Genomic DNA, 17,032 nt, shown 5'->3' on the forward strand with positions numbered 1-17,032 from the left:
GCGCACCGCCTGTAGGAGCAGCCTTGCGCTGCGAATGGGCCGCAAAGCGGCCCCAGATTCAAGGTTTCCAGACAAACGCCTCGCCGCATCTGCCGCGAGGCGTTTTTTTTGCAGGCTCGCGCGGGCATACTAGGCCAGTCTCCATCCCTGGTACGCCCAACCCCATGCTCCGCGCCCTGATCCTACTCGCCCTGTCTTGCCTGCTCAGCCCGGCATTTGCCGATGAGCGCGCACAGACCCAGCAACAACTGGACGCCACCCGCCAGGACATCGCCGAGCTCAAGAAGATGCTGGGCAAGCTCCAGGAAGAGAAATCCGGCGTGCAGAAAGACCTCAAGTCCACCGAGACCGACATCGGCAACCTCGAGAAACAGGTGGAGGCTCTGCAACAAGAACTAAAAAAGACCGAGGGCGAGCTGGAGCGCCTTGATACCGAGAAAAAAAAACTCCAGAGCGCCCGCGTTGAACAACAACGGCTGATTGCCATCCAGGCCCGTTCCGCCTACCAGAACGGCCGCGAGGAATACCTCAAGCTGCTGCTCAACCAGCAGAACCCCGAGAAATTCGCCCGCACCCTCACCTATTACGATTACCTGAGCAAGGCGCGCCTGGAGCAACTGCGCACCTTCAACGAGACCCTGCGCCAGTTGGCCAACGTCGAGCAGGACATCGCCCGCCAGCAGGAGCAACTGCTGGCCCAGCGCGCCGACCTCGACAGCCGCCGCCAGGCCCTCGAGACCGAGCGCAGCAAGCGCCAGCAAGTACTGGCCAAGCTCAACAACGACATGAAAGACCGCGACCAGAAGCTGCAGGCCCGCGAGCAGGACCAGGCGGACCTTGGCAAAGTACTCAAGACCATCGAGGAAACCCTGGCACGCCAGGCCCGCGAGGCAGAGGAAGCGCGCAAGAAAGCCCTGTTGGCCCAGCAAGAGGCGGAAAAACGCCGCCAGCAGGAAGCCCTGGCCGCCGCCGCTGCGCGCGAAGAAGCCCGCGAGCCGGTCGAGCCGCCGAAAAAGGCCCGCACCACCCTGGGCCCGATGGTTTCCAGCGATAGTGCCAACTACGGCGGCGCTTTTTCTGCTGCACGGGGCAAACTTCCGTGGCCCGTCAATGGTCGATTGCTGGCACGCTTCGGCGATGCACGCGGCAGTGACGCCCGGGCCAAATGGGACGGGGTGATGATCAGCGCCAACCCAGGCACGCAAGTACGCGCCGTACACGGCGGCCGTGTGGTGTTTGCCGACTGGTTGCGCGGTGCTGGACTTCTGGTCATTCTCGACCATGGTAATGGTTACCTGAGCCTGTACGGCCACAACCAGAGCCTGCTCAAGAGCGCCGGTGACATCGTCAAAGCCGGCGAAGCCATCTCCACCGTGGGTGACAGCGGTGGCCAGGACAGCGCAGGCTTGTACTTCGCCATCCGCCAGCAGGGCCGGCCTACCGACCCGTCGCAGTGGTGCAGAGGCTAGGGTTTGTCCGAAAAACAACCCAGTTCACCTTTTTACGGCGTAGCCTGAATGCTGCGCCGATGCTCCTCACGGAGCGCCTTCAGGATCAGGAGTTCGTTCGACATGCTGCACTCGCCTCGTCTCACCCAGCTGGCCCTGTCCATCGCCCTGGCGGTCGGCGCGCCCCTGGCCATTGCCGCAGAGCCGGCCAAGCCAGCAGCGGTGCCAGCTACCGAGGTGACGGCCAAGGCGCCGCTGCCGCTGGAGGAGTTGCGCACCTTCGCCGAGGTCATGGACCGCATCAAGGCCGCTTACGTTGAGCCGGTGGACGACAAGACCCTGCTGGAAAACGCCATCAAGGGCATGCTCAGCAACCTTGACCCGCACTCGGCCTACCTCGGCCCCGAGGACTTCCAGGAGCTGCAAGAGAGCACCAGCGGCGAATTTGGTGGCCTGGGTATTGAAGTGGGCCAGGAAGACGGCTTCATCAAGGTGGTCTCGCCCATCGATGACACCCCCGCCTCCCGGGCTGGCGTGCAGGCCGGTGACCTGATCGTCAAGATCAACGGCGCCCCGACCCGTGGCCAGACCATGACCGAAGCCGTGGACAAGATGCGCGGCAAGGTCGGCGAAAAAATCACCCTGACCCTGGTCCGCGATGGCGGCAACCCGTTCGACGTGACCCTCGCCCGCGCGGTGATCCAGGTCAAGAGCGTGAAAAGCCAGCTGCTGGAAAACGACTACGGCTACATCCGCATCACCCAGTTCCAGGTCAAGACCGGCGACGAGGTGGGCAAGGCGCTGGCCAAGCTGCGCAAGGACAATGGCAAGAAGCTGCGCGGGGTGGTGCTCGACCTGCGCAACAACCCCGGCGGCGTGCTGCAGTCGGCGGTCGAAGTGGCCGACCACTTCCTGACCAAGGGCCTGATCGTCTACACCAAGGGCCGTATCGCCAACTCCGAGCTGCGCTTCTCTGCCGACCCGGCCGACGCCAGCGAAGGCGTGCCATTGGTGGTGCTGATCAACGGCGGCAGCGCCTCGGCGTCTGAAATCGTCGCTGGCGCCCTGCAGGACCAGAAGCGCGCCGTGCTGATGGGCACCGACAGCTTCGGCAAAGGCTCGGTGCAAACCGTGCTGCCGCTGGCCAACGACCGCGCCCTGAAGCTCACCACTGCGCTGTACTACACCCCCAACGGCCGCTCGATCCAAGCCCAGGGCATTGTGCCGGACATCGAAGTGCGCCCGGCCAAACTCACTGCCGAAATCGATACCGACAACTTCAAGGAAGCCGACCTGCAGGGCCACTTGGGCAACGGCAACGGCGGCGCCGAGCGCCCGACCGGCAGCAGCAAGCGCAAGGAACGGCCGCAGGACGATGACTTCCAGCTGAGCCAGGCCCTGAGCCTGCTCAAGGGCTTGAACATCACCTCGGGTAAGTGATCGCGCCCATGCGGTATCTGCTGTGTCTGCTGTGCTGCCTGTTAGTCGGCGTCGCCCAAGCGGCGCCGGCCAGCAAGGCCTACATGAGCATCATCATCGACGACCTGGGCCAGAGCACCGAGCGTGACAGCCGCACGCTCGCCCTGCCCGGCCCGGTCACCATGGCAATCATGCCCGACACCCCGCACGCCAGCGATTTCGCCCGCCAGGCACACAAAGCCCACAAGACCGTGATCCTGCACATGCCCATGGACCCGGCTACCGGCCCCTATGCCTGGCACCCAGGGCTACCGCTGCCCGAACTGGCCAGCCGGCTCGACGCGGCCTTGGCCAGGGTGCCGTACGCGGCCGGCATCAACAACCACATGGGCAGCCGCATGACCGCCCAACGCGAAGCCATGACCTGGCTGATGGGCGAACTGCAGCGCCGCCACCTGTTCTTCGTCGACAGCCGCACCAGTGCCGCCACGGTGGCCGCCGCCGAAGCTCAGGCGCAGGATGTGGCACACGTGTCGCGGGATGTGTTCCTGGATGACGTGCGCACCCCCGAAGCCATTGCCAGGCAACTGCAACTGGGTATCGCGATGGCCCGCAAGCAAGGCTCGGCCGTGTTGATCGGCCACCCCTACCCGCAGACCCTCGAAGTGCTGGCACGGGAAATCCCGCGCCTGAGAAGCCAGGGCGTTGAGCTGATCGGGCTCAAGCAGATGATTGCCGAGCGCGGCAACCAGGCCATGCCTGCCCACGGCAAACATGGCCGGTACAGCAACCGCTGAACGCCTCAATCGAACGGTATGATGCCGCGCGCCTGTTCCAGGGTGAGTTTACCTCTGTGCACCCGCTGGGTTGAGCCTTCCTCACGCCCACTCAAGCGACGCTGACTCCAGGTTTTCAAATGGCCCAAGGTAAAGTCACGCGCCAGCGCATCGGCGGCAGGCATGTGGAAGTGTGCTGCCCACAACGGCCGGCCTGATGCGGCGCCTGGTTGCGCCAGACGCATGATCTTGTACTCGTCGAAGGTGCTGCCATTGGCCATGACCTGACGCGGGGCGACGTACTCCACCTTGATCAGGTTCTGTTCATGCAGAAAACGTAACGCATCGGCGCTGGGGTAGCGCGTGTCGGTGTACAGCATGGTCAGCTTGAGGTTTTTTTGCGACCGCATCTGGTCCGAGGCAACCTCCAGGCGTCTTATAAGGGTGGCGTTGGCGCCTTCCTCGCCCAATATCGTTGCCGCCTGCCCCAGCTTGTCTATTTGAAGATCAAACAGGCGCGCAAGCAACGTGCCTTTAAGGTCATTCACCACGTATTCGTCGGCCTTCAACAGAAGCTGATCGTTCTCGTCCAGCAGCGCCTGCACCCGAAACGCCGTATCAGTTGCGGCAATCTCGGGTTCGGCCGGTGCTGGCTCACGGCCTCGCTCATGCCATTGGCCGTCCCTCCAGTCAAAGGTGACCAACACCGAGTTATTGAACGGATCACGTACCTGGTACACCTCCTGACCCTCGGCATCGAGTTCTTTTTTGCCGATCAGAATCTGCCCTTCCGCGTTACGCATCGCCCGCTGCGGCTCGCTGGAGATGATGTAAGGCAAGCGCGCGTCAGGCGCACGGGCACCCTCCTGCTCCTTGATCAACGCGACCAACCGACGCCCTGCATCACGCTTGAGCTTCTCCAACTCCGTCCGGTAGCGGTCCAGCATCGAAACGTCGATCAACGCCCCACCCGTTTCGCGAATTCGCAAGCTGTTGACCAGCGCAGCTGCGTATTCGTCCCATGCCTCCTGCAAGATGGTGATACGGTCCTCGAGCGGCAGGTTGGCGAAGTCGAGCTCACCATGGGCACCCCCCGCGTTACGCAATGACAGCCCCGACAGCTCCTCCCGGAATACATTGATTGTGCGCTGACCATCGATGCTATCCAGGTGTAAAGCCAAATCGGCAAGGTTCAACACCTGATGGAAACGGAACTGAACCGTGCTGAACGTACGCTTGGCAATAAATGCATCAACGGTGAGGCTTTGCGGTTCGGGGGCATTGCTGATGATCACCTCGCCTGGCACATCGACCAATAGCTCATCGAGATGTTCGAATGCAGCCAGCATGCGATCCTGAAACGCCACGACGCCTTCGAGCTGGCGGCGATAAGCCTGATACGCCTCAAGCACCTGTTGCACAGGCCGCCCATGAAGGCGCTGTTGCATAGTGGTCAGCTCCTGGTATTCCGCCAATTCCCAGAGCTCATTGAAGATGAAATCGCTGTTGCGGATCAGGCTGAGCTGAACCTCACGCCGCTGCTCTGTCAGACCTGCCTCCACCCCCGGTAGCCGTTCGCGGGCATATTTGGGTTCAAACATGGTATTGATCGTGCGAAGAATCTCCTGGCAGTCCCGAACGATCCCTTCAACCAGCTCAACCGCTTCATTGCGCTTGCTACGGCTTTGCGCTTCCCATTCGGCTTGACGCGTTTCGTACGTGGTAATTATTGCCCTAGACGCGGCCTGCTCGCTGTCTGTGACGGCCACCGTCAGCCTGCCTCGCTCCCTTTCCAGTAGCGCCTCCAGCCTTGTGACTTTTTCTCCCAAATCCGTGATGCTGGCGCCGACCTGGGTAAAGCGCTGCGACGCAGCTGTGACCTGTTCATTAAGTTTCACAACAGTAGTGTGGTACTTGCGGAAGCTATCGGCGAGGTTCTTGCGTGTACTCCGCTTCATCCCACCTAAAAGACGAAGCGAACCGTCGACACGCCAAACGCCTTGTGCATGGCTCAACCATGGGCCGTAGCCACCCTTGCCATCGACCACCCGCACACTGCCGTCGATCAGTTCCACCCGATAAGCATCGGCGTCCATGGCCGCGTACAGGCGCCCGTCGACCTGATACAGCCCTGCTGTCTCGCCCGTGACCTGCAATGCCGAGCCGGGTAGCAATACCCCCGTACGCAGGGTGCGAAGCGCCTGCCGCTGCTCAGGCGCAAGCCAGTTGAATCCTTGATTGCCGCGCCACGAGAAATCCAATTGGCGTTGCGGCAGCGCTGCCAACTCACCGATTGCCGCTGCCCTTCCGCCAAAGGGGGCCACCGAGACCTCGGTAAAAGCCCCTCGCTGTGGGGCGGGCCCATCGAACGCTGAAACGTCGGGTGCTGTACCGGCCGTTCCAGGGTGCGAAGCCGGTTGCCGCGCATGCAGCAATACCATGCTCAAGTTCAGCAACAGATCTGCAACGGCGGCGGGCCGGTCGAACTCGCCGCCCTGCTCAAGCGCCAGCAGGTCATTCTCCAAAGAGCTGATCAGTTGCACCAGCCACGCCACGCTGGCCACCGGGCCACGCAGCGCCAACGACACCACATCGAACAGCAGCCAGGCGCCTTGGGACAGGGTTGCCCACCGCCGCTCGGCATTCGAGGTGGATTGCAGGTCCGCTAGTTCGATAAGTAGATCACGGTTGGCGTTGTACAACTTTTCATCGATAGCGGTGGCCCAGAACACCGGCTCAATGACGGGCGGCTCAGGGCGCTCGGGTAGACTGGACGGGTCAATGCCAATGCTGGTGATGTGCGGCTCAAGGAACCCGCCATGGTCGTAAATATGGCGGACCTGCGGGTTCAGCCAGTCCAAAATGCTCGCTTGCAGTAGCGTGGACTCTTGGATGTGAGCGAGCAATGCCGCCAGGGTTGAATATTCACGAAGGGTGTCCTGCAGGTATAAAGGCCGGTACAGCAACACCCGCTCAGGCTTGGCACAGAACAGCACATACATGCCGCGAACGAGGTCCTGTTGGCGGGAATGCGGCTGGCGTCGCAAGGTCAGCGGCATCAGCGTCATGCGGGGTGTTTGCGGGTCGAAATGGCCTGCACAAAAATCAATGACGCATTGCAGCCCAGCTTCCGTGATCTTGCCATCGAGCTTGGCGCCCAATGCGCTGAAGCGCAGGGCATCGCGCCACTCTCGGCAGAACCGCTTGATGCGCTGCGCACGTTGCAACGGGTCATCAAGCAGACGTGCGACGTAGGCGGGATAGTTTCCACCCACATCGATCTGGCTCACCAAGCGATTAGCGGCATTGGCATCCAGCCATGCCGGTGCAGCGGTACCATCAGCGCGCCGTATGCGACGGATAGAGGCGCCACTGAGCGTTCCGAGGTTGCCAATGGCGAACTCGGTCAGGGTCTTGCTGCCTTCGAACGCAACCGGCTCGCCACCGCCTGCGCCCGTGCCTGCACCTCCCGGAATACCCAGCGCGACGAAGAACTCGATCAGCAGGTCATCCGGGGAGATAGCCTGCGCGTGAGCGGTTTGCATCTGTTCAGTCAACCGCTGGCGGGTGTAATCATTGAGGCTCAGGATGCCGTCCATGGCGCCAACCCCTTCCGCGTCGAGCTGATCGACCGCCAGCTGCAACAGACCCGCACGGAAGGCCACGCTATCGCTGCCAGAGCTGGTCCACAACGCCGGCGGGGTCTTGACCGCGGGGGTATCGTCCGGGTAGCTGTCGAACCACTGCGCGGGGTCACTGATCTGGGCGAACAGTTGCTCCAGCGCGGCGACATCTTTCAGGCGGCGGTAGCTCACCCTGTCCATCTGAGTGAACAGCGTTTCCAGCAACGCCGACACCTGCTGTGCGAATACATTGCCCTCAACCGGATAAAGCTGCCAGGACATGGCATCGAAGCTGTAGCGCTGCGCCAGATCATCACGCAGGGCCAAGGCGAAAGCGGCCAGCGAGGCAAAGCCGCGCACCTCGCCAGACGGCGCACACCAGAGCACCACCTGCCGCTCATCCCACTCACCTGTCACCAGCAAATGGCTAAGCAATTGTTCCGATTCACGCAAACCCTGGGTTAGTTGAACCTGCACGAAGCTCGCCGTGGGCTGGTCGGCACCGCCGCGGATCAGGCCGCGAATGCAGGCCTGCTCCTGGGCATCCAGGCCTTGCAAGGGTAGACCGCGCAACAGGGCCGTGCTCAACAGCAACTGCAGCCAATGATCACGGCTTGCACCGGTACTCCCGGCACTCGCCCAAAAGCCGAGCTGCGCCTCGCAAAAAAGCTGCGGCAGTTGCTCGATCAGGTCATTGAGCGGTTCGCTCAGGCCGCTGAGCTGGCGGGTGTCGAAGGCGCTGTGGGAGCCGGCGAACCGGTAGGGTTCGAGCACACCTAGATTGTAATGGCGGCCCTCGACAGGCTCTAGGTCGAGAAACCGCGACTCGAGCATGGCCTGCAGTACACAGTCCACCAGTGGCTGAGTGGACCAGTAGGGCGTGGAAGGGTCGGGACTGTCCAGCATGAGCGCATCGGCTGACGGCAATGCAGGCTGCACATAGGCCAGCCATGGCAGCTCTGTCCGCAATAACGTGAGCAGTTGGTCGCTGACGACCTGGCGTAGCGTGGGACGGGCGGCGAACTGCCGGGCAGCGGCTCGCTTGAAATCGAATGTCGATGCGTCCGAGGGGGTCATACGAAGGCACTCCAGGTAAATGAGCTGGAAGCCTGTCGCGCAAGCTCTGCCACCTGGTGCTACTTATTGCAGGGCAAAAAAGGTTCTTCACGTGATGTTGGGGAAGTGTGGCTGCCAAGTGCTTGTCTTGGGTTTTGTGATGGTGCGCAAATCGAGCGCCGCGCGGGCGGCGCTCGATCTCAAAGGCGCATAAAATCCAGCGACAAGCCCCCCCCAAAAAAAAGCCCTGCTGTTCAGCAGGGCCCTTTTTCACAACGATCAGCTGTACACACGCCCCAGCAGCTGGCGATGGCTCTCGAACTGGTCGAGCACATCACGCACGATCTGCTCCGGCGCGAAGCCCATCAGGTCGTATTCCTGGCTGCCATCGTGCAGGTACACCTCGGCGCGGTAGAAGCGCTGTTGCACTTGCGGCTCGCCCTCGACCGGCGCCTCGCTCGGCGCGGCCAGGTAGCCGTCCAGGCTCACTTCATAGACGAAGGGGTTGCCCTCTTCCATCATCACCCGCAGGCCCATCATGTTGCGCGACTGGCCCACACGGGTTTCAACCTCGAAGCCCAGGGTGCGCAGTTGCTCGGCCGCTTCTTTCAGGGCCGGGCTGACCTGCTTGTCCATGAAGCGCTGCACCACAGCCTGGGTCGGCTGCAGTTCCAGCTGGGTCAGGCGCTCGCTGAAGCCGCGGCGGCCACGGGCGGCCAGTTCGGAGCGCTCCTGCTCGACCGCAACGTCCTGCTTCATGGCCTTGTACAAGCCGAACATGAACAGCACCAGCACCACCGAGAACGGCAGGCCCGCCAGCACCACCATGGTCTGCATGGCTTCGAAGTTGCCGGCGAACAGCAGGCCGATGGTGACCAGGGTGATGATCACCGACCAGAACACCACCATCCAGTGCGGGGCATCTTCATCAACCTTGCCGCCTTTGCACGACAGGTTGGCCATCATCACCGCGCCGGAGTCAGCCGGGGTGAGGAACAGCACGAAGCCGACGAACACCGCCACACCGATCACGATCTTGGCGGCCGGGAAGTATTCCAGCAGCTGGTAGATCGACATCGACGGCTGCTCAAGGGCCGTCTTGCCCAGCTCCACGGCACCCTGGTTGATCACCAGGTCCAGCGCGGTGTTGCCGAAGATCGACAGCCAGGCCAGGGTGAAGCCCAGCGGGATCAGCAGCACGCCCATGACCAGCTGGCGCACGGTACGGCCCTTGGAGATACGGGCAATGAACATGCCGACGAACGGGCCCCAGGAAATCCACCAGGCCCAATAGAACACGGTCCACAGGCCCAACCAGCGCTCGGACTTGCCCGCCTCGCCTTCGTAGACGTACAGGTCGAAGGTCTTCAGCACGATGCCATTGAGGTAGTCGCCAACGTTCTGCACGAAGCCATTGAGCAGGTGCAGGGTCTCGCCGCCCAGCAGCACGAAAATCAGCAGGCCGCTGAACAGGATGATGTTCAGGTTGGACAGACGGCGGATGCCGTTTTCCACGCCCGACACTGCGGCCACGGTAGCAACGCCGGCCATGACCAGGATGACCACCAGCAAGTTGGTCTTGCTGTGGTCCATGCCGAACAGGTACTCAAGGCCCGAAGACACCTGCATCGAGCCGATCCCCAGGTTGGTGACCAAGCCCAGCAGGGTGACGAACATGCCGAATATGTCCACGGCATTGCCGGCAGCGCCCTTGACCCAACGCTCACCCACCAGCGGATACAGCGCCGAGCGCAGTGCCAGCGGCTGGTTGTGGCGGTAGGCGAAGTAACCCACGGCCAGGCCGACCAGGGCGTAGATCGCCCAGCCGTGCAGGCCCCAGTGCAGGAAGGTCAGCTGCAGGCCCTGGCGCGCGGCTTCGAGGCTGGCGGGCGTGCCTTCCGGTGGGTTGAAATAGTGGTCCAGCGGCTCGGAAGCGCCGAAGTACAGCAGCGAAATACCGATACCGGACGAGAACAGCATGCCGGCCCAGGCGCCGTAGCTGAAGTCGGGCTGGTCATCCTTGCCACCCAGCTTGAGCTTGCCGTAGTCAGAGAAGGCCAGGTAAACGACGAACACCAGGTATCCGCAGATCACCAGCATGTAGTACCAGCCGAAAGTGCGCGTCAGCCACTTCTGGGCCACGCCCAGCACTTGGCCTGCGGTTTCGGGTACAGCGATAAGCAAGGCAGTCAACGCAAGGATCAGCAACGCCGAGGTGTAGAACACGACGCTGTTGACCCGGACCCTCTCGGCGGGGGGTTTGGTAAGGGAGGCAGAACTCATTGCACGAATGCTCCGGGCAGTACGGCTGTGGAGGCTAATCAGTCTTTTCCCGAGCAATTGGTGGAATACCCCCACTGCGTCAGGTGTTATAAAAGCACCCTGGAAACCGTGATCCCGAATCGATACGTTGCAAAAAAACAGACAGGTGGTCTGCAAAAAACGCCGCATCCAACACCGTGGTGCGCGCATTGGTCACAGAGCACCCCGCCCGCTCCAAGGGCCTGCCGCAGGTCGATGACCGTTCGGCAGAATCTGCATTTCGCATCGCACATGCCCGTCAACGCCTTGTATTCCGGGGGTTACGCGATTTCCTGGGGTGTCAATCCGTGCGCTCGAAACAGCCTGAAAAACTGTCAATGGCACAAATTGTCGCAGAGCTTATTCTTTATTGATTGAACGTTCAATCAAAACAAAATAGACTGGCCTTCGCCGAGTCAGCCGCTTGTCGTCTGCTTGTCAGGCCTGAGGAGAATGCAAGATGCCCAAGGTCGGTATGCAACCCATCCGCCGCCAACAATTGATCGAAGCCACCCTGCTAGCGGTCGATCAGGTGGGGCTGGGAGATGCCAGCATTGCGCTCATTGCCCGTTTGGCCGGCGTGTCGAACGGCATCATCAGTCACTACTTTCGGGACAAGAATGGCCTGATTGCAGCGACGATGGGTTACATCATGAACATGCTCAACGAAGGCGTTGCAGCACGGCGCCAGGCACTGACGGACGACAGCCCGCGTGCCCACCTGAAAGTGATCATCGAGGGCAACTTCGATGCCAGCCAGGTGAACGGCCCGGCAATGAAAACCTGGTTGGCCTTCTGGGCGTCCAGCATGCACCAGCCCGATTTGCACAGGTTGCAGCGGATCAACGATCACCGCTTGTACTCCAACCTATGCTGTCAGTTCCGCCGCGTCCTGCCGCTTTACCATGCGCGCAAGGCAGCCCGCGGGCTGGCGGCCCTGATCGACGGCCTATGGCTGCGTGGCGCGTTGTCGGGAGATGCTTTCGACACCGACCAGGCGATACGAATCGCTTACGAATACATGGATCTACAACTGGCTAAACAGCAGTCCCTGGGCACAACCGACCAGGCTTCTGAACCACCGCGCACGGCCGTTGCCAACCCGGCAGGAGCGTGACGCGCTAGCCAACCACACACTGCACTTGCGAGGACACTATGGCCCGTTTCGGAACGCAAAAACTCTACATTGATGGTGGTTATGTCGACGCTGGCAGCGATGCCACCTTCGAGGCCATCAACCCGGCCAACGGCGAAGTCCTCGCGCACGTGCAACGTGCCACTCAGGCCGACGTCGAAAAAGCCGTCGAAAGCGCCGAGCGTGGCCAGAAAGTCTGGGCTGCGATGACCGCCATGCAGCGTTCGCGCATCCTGCGCCGCGCCGTCGACATCCTGCGCGAGCGCAACGATGAGCTGGCTCAGCTGGAAACCCTGGACACCGGCAAGTCGTACTCCGAAACCCGCTACGTCGACATCGTCACCGGCGCCGACGTGCTGGAGTACTACGCAGGCCTGGTGCCGGCCATCGAAGGCGAGCAGATCCCGCTGCGTGAAAGCTCCTTCGTCTACACCCGCCGCGAGCCGCTGGGCGTCACCGTCGGTATCGGCGCGTGGAACTACCCGATCCAGATTGCCCTGTGGAAATCCGCCCCAGCCCTGGCCGCTGGCAACGCGATGATCTTCAAACCGTCGGAAGTCACCTCGCTGACCACCCTGAAACTGGCCGAGATCTACACCGAAGCCGGCCTGCCTGATGGCGTGTTCAACGTGCTGACCGGCAGCGGCCGCGAAGTCGGCACCTGGCTGACCGAGCACCCGCGCATCGAAAAAGTCTCCTTCACCGGCGGTACCACCACCGGCAAGAAAGTCATGGCCAGCGCCTCGAGCTCCTCGCTCAAGGAAGTGACCATGGAACTGGGCGGCAAGTCGCCACTGATCATCTGCGCCGACGCCGACCTGGACAAGGCCGCCGACATCGCGATGATGGCCAACTTCTACAGCTCCGGCCAGGTGTGCACCAACGGCACCCGCGTGTTCATCCCTGCCGAGCTGAAAGCCGCCTTCGAAGCCAAGATCGCCGAGCGCGTTGCCCGCATCCGTGCTGGCAACCCGGAAGACGAAAACACCAACTTCGGCCCATTGGTCAGCTTCCAGCACATGGAAAGCGTGCTGGGTTACATCGCCAAGGGTAAAGAAGAAGGTGCCCGCGTACTGTGCGGTGGCGAGCGTCTGACCGAAGGTGACTTCGCCAAGGGTGCCTTCGTGGCCCCGACCGTGTTCACCGACTGCACCGACGACATGACCATCGTCAAGGAAGAAATCTTCGGCCCGGTGATGAGCATCCTCAGCTACGAGACCGAAGAAGAAGTCATCCGCCGCGCCAACGACACCGAATACGGCCTGGCCGCGGGCGTGTGCACCAACGACATCACCCGTGCCCACCGCATCATCCACAAGCTCGAAGCCGGCATCTGCTGGATCAACGCCTGGGGTGAATCGCCGGCCGAAATGCCGGTCGGTGGCTACAAGCAGTCGGGCGTTGGCCGTGAAAACGGTATCAGCTCGCTGGCTCAATACACGCGCATCAAGTCGGTCCAGGTCGAGCTGGGCGGCTACTCCTCGGTTTTCTAAACCGCGTGTAGTCACGCCCGTGCCAACACGCACGGGCGTTCCCGCTCCCTGATCACCGCCAAACGAGGGTACTTAAATGTCCCAAGAATTCGATTACATCATCGTCGGCGCAGGTTCCGCCGGTAACACCCTGGCCACTCGCCTGACCGAAGACGCCAGCGTCACCGTGCTGCTGCTGGAAGCCGGCGGCCCCGACTACCGCTTCGACTTCCGCACCCAGATGCCAGCCGCCCTGGCCTTCCCGCTGCAGGGCCGCCGCTACAACTGGGCCTACGAGACCGACCCAGAGCCGCACATGGACGGCCGCCGCATGGAATGTGGCCGCGGCAAGGGCCTGGGTGGCTCTTCGCTGATCAACGGCATGTGCTACATCCGCGGTAACGCCATGGACTTCGACGGCTGGGCAGAACTGCCAGGCCTGGAAGACTGGACCTACCTGGACTGCCTGCCGTACTTCCGCAAAGCGGAAACCCGCGACATCGGCCCTAACGACTACCACGGTGGCGAAGGCCCGGTCAGCGTCGCCACGCCCAAGGCTGGCAACAACCCGCTGTTCCACGCCATGGTCGAGGCCGGCGTGCAAGCCGGTTACCCGCGCACCGAAGACCTCAACGGCTACCAGCAGGAAGGCTTCGGCCCGATGGACCGTTCGGTGACCAAGAACGGCCGCCGTTCCAGCACCGCGCGCGGCTACCTGGACCAGGCCAAGAAGCGCCCGAACCTGACCATCGTCACCCATGCCCTGAGCGACCGCGTGCTGTTCGACGGCAAGCGTGCCGTGGGCGTGACCTACCTGGTCGGCGACAGCGAAGAGCGCGTCGAAGCCCGTGCCCGCAAGGAAGTCATCGTCAGCTCCGGCGCCATCGCTTCGCCGCAACTGCTGCAGCGCTCCGGCGTCGGCCCACGCGCCCTGCTGGAAAGCCTCGACATCCCGGTCGTGCATGACCTGCCGGGCGTTGGCGAAAACCTGCAGGACCACCTCGAGCTGTACCTGCAGTACGCGTGCACCCAGCCGGTGTCGCTGTACCCGTCGCTGCTGTGGTGGAACCAACCGGCCATCGGCGCCGAGTGGCTGTTCAATGGCACCGGCATCGGCGCCAGCAACCAGTTCGAGGCCGGTGGTTTCATCCGCACCCGCCCTGAATTCGAGTGGCCGAACATCCAGTACCACTTCCTGCCGGTCGCGATTAACTACAACGGCTCCAATGGCGTGAAGGAACATGGCTTCCAGGCGCACATGGGTTCGATGCGTTCGCCAAGCCGTGGGCGCATCCAGGCCAAGTCGAAAGACCCACGCCAGCACCCGAGCATCCTGTTCAACTACATGGCCACCGAGCAGGACTGGCAGGAATTCCGCGACGGCATCCGCCTGACCCGCGAAATCATGGCCCAGCCGGCGCTGGACCCGTACCGTGGTCGCGAGATCAGCCCGGGCGCCGACGTACAAACCGACGAGCAACTGGACAAGTTCATCCGCGAGCACGCCGAAACCGCCTTCCACCCGTCCTGCTCGTGCAAGATGGGCACCGACGATATGGCGGTGGTCGATGGTGAAGGCCGCGTGCATGGCATGCAGGGCCTGCGTGTGGTCGATGCGTCGATCATGCCGATCATCATCACGGGCAACCTCAACGCCACCACGATCATGATCGCCGAGAAAATCTCGGACAAGATCCGCAACCGCAAGCCACTGCCGCGCAGCACGGCCAAGTACTACGTGGCCAACGGTGCGCCGGTCAAAGGCAAGCCGATGCGTGAAGTGAAGCAAGCGTAAGCCAGCCCTGGCCTCTTCGCGGCTGAAGCCGCTCCCACAGGGTTCGCGCAGTTCTTGAAAACTGTGCAGTACCTGTGGGAGCGGGTTTACCCGCGAAAGGGCCCGCCCAGGCAACACAAAAGAAGGCACCCCTCGCGGTGCCTTTTTTTCATCTGCAGAAACGCTTTACATGCTGCCAATTCATCAGGTTAGAATCAGTTGGCACGCGACTTGCCAGTCAAGCCCCCTTCCCGCGATATCCCGGAGTACCTGCCTTTGGATGCCAGCACCATCAACAGCCTGTTTCTGATCGGCGCATTGCTGGTGGGTGCAAGTATCCTGGTCAGTTCGCTGTCCTCTCGCCTGGGCATCCCTATTCTGGTCATCATTCTCGCCGTCGGCATGGTCGCCGGCGTGGACGGTGGCGGCATCATCTTCAACAACTACCCGACCGCCTACCTGGTGGGCAACCTGGCACTGGCGGTGATTCTCCTCGACGGCGGCCTGCGCACCCGCGTGGCCAGCTTCCGCGTGGCGTTGTGGCCGGCGTTGTCGCTGGCCACGGTCGGGGTGATGATCACCACCGCCCTCACCGGCCTGGTAGCGGCGTGGCTGTTCAACTTGAGCCTGATCCAGGGCCTGCTGATCGGCGCCATCGTCGGCTCCACCGACGCCGCGGCGGTGTTCTCGCTGCTGGGCGGCAAAGGCCTGAACGAGCGGGTCACCGCTACGCTGGAGATCGAGTCGGGCAGCAACGACCCGATGGCAGTGTTCCTCACCGTCACCCTGATCGACATGATCGCCAGCGGCCAGACCGGCCTGCACTGGAGCCTGCTGACCCACCTGCTGCGCGAGTTCGGCATCGGTGGCCTGCTGGGCCTGGGCGGCGGCTGGCTGATGCTGCAACTGGTCAACCGCATCAACCTGGCCGGTGGCCTGTACCCGATCCTGGTGGTGGCGGGCGGCCTGGTGGTGTTTTCGCTGACCAACGCACTGCATGGCAGCGGCTTCCTCGCCGTGTACCTGTGCGGCCTGGTATTGGGCAACAAGCCGATCCGCAGCCGCCACGGCATCCTGCACATGCTCGACGGCATGGCCTGGCTGGCGCAGATCGGCATGTTCCTGGTGCTGGGCCTGTTGGTCACGCCGCATGACCTGCTGCCGATCGCCCTGCCGGCCCTGGGCCTGGCACTGTGGATGATCCTCATTGCACGGCCGCTGTCGGTGGTCGCCGCGCTGCTGCCGTTCAAGGCCTTCCATGGCCGCGAGAAGGGCTTTATTTCCTGGGTCGGCCTGCGCGGGGCGGTACCGATCATTCTGGCGGTGTTCCCGCTGATGGCCGGGCTGCCGGATGCGCAGCTGTTCTTCAACCTGGCGTTCTTCATCGTGCTGGTGTCGCTGCTGGTGCAGGGCACCAGCCTGCCGTGGATGGCCAAGCTGCTGAAGGTCACGGTACCGCCAGACCCAGCGCCGATCTCCCGCTCGGCGCTGGAAGTGCACATCACCAGCGAGTGGGAGCTGTTCGTCTACCGCCTGGGCGCCGAAAAATGGTGCATCGGCGCGGCACTGCGCGAGCTGAAGATGCCCGAAGGCACGCGGATTGCCGCACTGTTCCGTGGCGAACAATTGCTGCACCCGTCGGGCAGTACGGTGCTTGAGGTGGGCGACATGCTCTGCGTGATCGGCCACGAACATAACCTGCCCGCGCTGGGCAAGCTGTTCAGCCAGGCGCCGCAACGCGGCCTGGACCTGCGCTTCTTCGGCGACTTCGTGCTCGAAGGCGATGCAGAATTGGGCGCTGTGGCCGCGCTTTATGGCCTGAAACTCGACGGCCTGGACGCGAAAATGCCGCTGGCGCAGTTCATCCGACAAAAGGTCGGAGGCGCTCCAGTAGTAGGCGACCAGGTCGAATGGCATGGCACGATCTGGACCGTGGCGACCATGGACGGGAACAATGTCCAGAAAGTGGGCGTCAGATTCCCCGAAGGAACGCGACCCGGACCAGGATTGTTCCTCTAAACTCCGTTT

Annotated in this window: 9 protein-coding genes; 7 read left to right on the forward strand and 2 right to left on the reverse strand. The window is 62.5% G+C overall.

Annotation, left to right across the window (positions count from 1 at the left end; translation table 11 throughout):
* Positions 1 to 164: 164 nt before the first annotated feature.
* From AC5PZ0_RS15775 to AC5PZ0_RS15785, 3 genes are all read left to right on the forward strand, one after another.
* Positions 165 to 1,469, forward strand: a complete 1,305-nt coding sequence (locus AC5PZ0_RS15775; RefSeq protein ID WP_493855304.1) for a murein hydrolase activator EnvC family protein — start codon at positions 165 to 167, stop codon at positions 1,467 to 1,469.
* A 102-nt stretch (positions 1,470 to 1,571) separates the two neighbouring features.
* The gene (locus AC5PZ0_RS15780; protein ID WP_027592376.1) at positions 1,572 to 2,888 is read left to right on the forward strand and encodes a S41 family peptidase; all 1,317 of its coding nucleotides are present in this window, start codon (positions 1,572 to 1,574) and stop codon (positions 2,886 to 2,888) included.
* Positions 2,889 to 2,896: 8 nt separating this feature from the next.
* Positions 2,897 to 3,664 (forward strand): divergent polysaccharide deacetylase family protein, encoded by a 768-nt coding sequence (locus AC5PZ0_RS15785; RefSeq protein ID WP_493855305.1) that lies wholly within the window; start codon positions 2,897 to 2,899, stop codon positions 3,662 to 3,664.
* A 5-nt stretch (positions 3,665 to 3,669) separates the two neighbouring features.
* Here AC5PZ0_RS15785 and AC5PZ0_RS15790 read toward each other — a convergent pair whose 3' ends face one another.
* Together AC5PZ0_RS15790 and AC5PZ0_RS15795 are read right to left on the reverse strand one after the other, a co-directional pair.
* On the reverse strand, positions 3,670 to 8,343 hold the full coding sequence (locus AC5PZ0_RS15790) for a dermonecrotic toxin domain-containing protein (protein ID WP_493855306.1): 4,674 nt from the start codon (positions 8,341 to 8,343) through the stop codon (positions 3,670 to 3,672).
* A 258-nt stretch (positions 8,344 to 8,601) separates the two neighbouring features.
* Entirely contained in the window at positions 8,602 to 10,605 is a 2,004-nt protein-coding gene (locus tag AC5PZ0_RS15795; protein ID WP_374707412.1) for a BCCT family transporter, read from the reverse strand.
* A 478-nt stretch (positions 10,606 to 11,083) separates the two neighbouring features.
* On the opposite strand from AC5PZ0_RS15795, the gene betI reads away from it, so the two are divergent.
* The 4 genes from betI to AC5PZ0_RS15815 all read left to right on the forward strand — a co-directional run bounded on the left by betI (position 11,084) and on the right by AC5PZ0_RS15815 (position 17,023).
* Positions 11,084 to 11,740, forward strand: a complete 657-nt coding sequence (gene betI / locus AC5PZ0_RS15800; protein ID WP_027592372.1) for a transcriptional regulator BetI — start codon at positions 11,084 to 11,086, stop codon at positions 11,738 to 11,740.
* Between the two features lie 38 nt (positions 11,741 to 11,778).
* The gene (betB, locus tag AC5PZ0_RS15805; protein WP_027592371.1) at positions 11,779 to 13,251 is read left to right on the forward strand and encodes a betaine-aldehyde dehydrogenase; all 1,473 of its coding nucleotides are present in this window, start codon (positions 11,779 to 11,781) and stop codon (positions 13,249 to 13,251) included.
* Positions 13,252 to 13,327: 76 nt separating this feature from the next.
* On the forward strand, positions 13,328 to 15,025 hold the full coding sequence (gene betA / locus AC5PZ0_RS15810; protein ID WP_027592370.1) for a choline dehydrogenase: 1,698 nt from the start codon (positions 13,328 to 13,330) through the stop codon (positions 15,023 to 15,025).
* A 255-nt stretch (positions 15,026 to 15,280) separates the two neighbouring features.
* Complete coding sequence (locus tag AC5PZ0_RS15815; RefSeq protein ID WP_027592369.1) at positions 15,281 to 17,023, forward strand: potassium/proton antiporter; 1,743 nt, start codon at positions 15,281 to 15,283, stop codon at positions 17,021 to 17,023.
* The last annotated feature ends 9 nt before the right edge of the window (positions 17,024 to 17,032 follow it).

It is taken from the genome of Pseudomonas sp. 5.2 (genome assembly GCF_059025405.1).

Bases quoted from the DNA above. Each gene is read 5' to 3' on its own strand.
- AC5PZ0_RS15775 (WP_493855304.1), top strand. From the start codon at position 165: ATGCTCCGCGCCCTGATCCTACTCGCCCTGTCTTGCCTGCTCAGCCCG.
- AC5PZ0_RS15780 (WP_027592376.1), top strand. From the start codon at position 1,572: ATGCTGCACTCGCCTCGTCTCACCCAGCTGGCCCTGTCCATCGCCCTG.
- AC5PZ0_RS15785 (WP_493855305.1), top strand. From the start codon at position 2,897: ATGCGGTATCTGCTGTGTCTGCTGTGCTGCCTGTTAGTCGGCGTCGCC.
- AC5PZ0_RS15790 (WP_493855306.1), bottom strand. From the start codon at position 8,343: ATGACCCCCTCGGACGCATCGACATTCGATTTCAAGCGAGCCGCTGCC.
- AC5PZ0_RS15795 (WP_374707412.1), bottom strand. From the start codon at position 10,605: ATGAGTTCTGCCTCCCTTACCAAACCCCCCGCCGAGAGGGTCCGGGTC.
- betI (WP_027592372.1), top strand. From the start codon at position 11,084: ATGCCCAAGGTCGGTATGCAACCCATCCGCCGCCAACAATTGATCGAA.
- betB (WP_027592371.1), top strand. From the start codon at position 11,779: ATGGCCCGTTTCGGAACGCAAAAACTCTACATTGATGGTGGTTATGTC.
- betA (WP_027592370.1), top strand. From the start codon at position 13,328: ATGTCCCAAGAATTCGATTACATCATCGTCGGCGCAGGTTCCGCCGGT.